Source organism: Corynebacterium sp. HMSC076G08, assembly GCF_001811515.1.
Lineage (GTDB): Bacteria > Actinomycetota > Actinomycetes > Mycobacteriales > Mycobacteriaceae > Corynebacterium > Corynebacterium hiratae.
In genome coordinates, this window is sequence record NZ_KV805036.1 from 633 (window position 1) to 2,073 (window position 1,441).

1 protein-coding gene and 1 pseudogene are annotated in these 1,441 nt (G+C 55.2%); both read right to left on the reverse strand.

Going from position 1 to position 1,441, the window contains the following annotated elements; genetic code table 11:
- Nucleotides 1-250, reverse strand: a pseudogene (locus tag HMPREF2806_RS13765) (Fic family protein); the annotation flags it as partial.
- A 550-nt stretch (nucleotides 251-800) separates the two neighbouring features.
- A partial coding sequence (locus tag HMPREF2806_RS05570) for a hypothetical protein (protein ID WP_232745295.1) occupies nucleotides 801-1,441 on the reverse strand: 641 nt, incomplete at its 5' end.

A 1,441-nucleotide genomic window follows, 5' to 3' on the forward strand; every position in this document is an offset into this window, starting at 1 on the left:
CAAAGACTTTCCGATCACGCAGAACTTCACGCTTGAGACTGGCGTTAAACGATTCTGCCAGGGCATTATCGGTGTCGATTTGGGGTAGTTGGTACCGCGAGTCCGCGTAGTTGGTACCGGTGTTCCACGTACCCGGTACTGCAAGGGGTTTTCTTTCATAGTTGATGTTGGCGACACCACAATCCGCTGGTGTTGCGTCAACTTCTACTTGGAAGGAGCTGGTCCTTGTGGCCAACTTCAAGCAGATCATTGCGATGTGCCTTGATGGTGCTAGCTAGGCGCAGATCACACACGCATTGGGGTGTTCACGACGGGAAGTATCCCGTGCAAAGAAAGTCATCTCTGATGAGGGTTTGATTTCAGAGATTTTCCGTCAGCTCCCGCCGGGGTGGTTTGATGATCGATTCAGTGATGGCCGGAGTAAGAGGTCTTTGTCCTATGACCTGCTGTATCTCGGCGGGGCATGTCGGTGTCAACGTCTAGGGGTATTGAGCAGAGTGATATTTAGCCCGCTGCGTTCGGCTTGGTCGATGTGGATTTGGTCAGGAAACCAGGATGAGGCCGCCGATCCAGCTAAGGAAACGGACGGGGCCTATCGGTGCCAAATGATGCCAAATGGTGCTACCCTAGAGTTATTGCCACCTGTTACGACAGGATCGGAAGAAGACCCTGGGACCCCAGCCGGACGACTGGACTCAGGGTCTTCGCCTGCCTCTAGAGGGAATCCGGGGTGGGACGTTTGAGGACCACTTTCTCGTGCAGCTTCTCCCAGTACTGCTCTTCCCCTAGATGGACGGAGTTCAGTGCTCCCAGAACGGCATCTGGAATCCAGAGCAGGGGATCATCGCCACCGCGTACGTGTCGCAGTCGGATGCCAGCACTTTGTCCCTGCCCTGCAGGGCAACTATATGGGCGACGTCTCGCCTGTTTTGTGCTTCTTGCCGGCTTTCCAAAGTGACGTTGTGGACGTGCATCTCGGAGAGCTCGAAGTACATCTGCTCCAAGCATTTCCTGGGGTGCCTCTCCGTTTTCTTGCTCACTTCACTCTGGTGGGTGATGATCGCTTGCATGGAGTCGATCTCAGAAAGGGTGTCCACGATTTTTCGGCGTCGGCTATTACGTTCGTCGGTCCAGTGAAGTTTGACCTGGCCAGGAAGTCGTAGTGGACGCAGCTCCTCGCGTATTTTTTCCAAGTCTTGAGTGTCGATGATGGTTGCACACACCATGTACTCCTGCCGGTCTGGGGGTCTAAGGGCGGAGGACTCATCGATGTAGGCGACTAGCTGTGATTCCACCCTGAAATTGTAGCCCGTCCGGGCCGACGCACCCCTCGGCCCGGTACCAACTACCCGGAACACGGCAGTACCGAGTCCCCAGAACACCGGTACCAAAAACTCGCATCTGACAATCGGCACTCGTTCCCACTGCTCCCATGGATTGG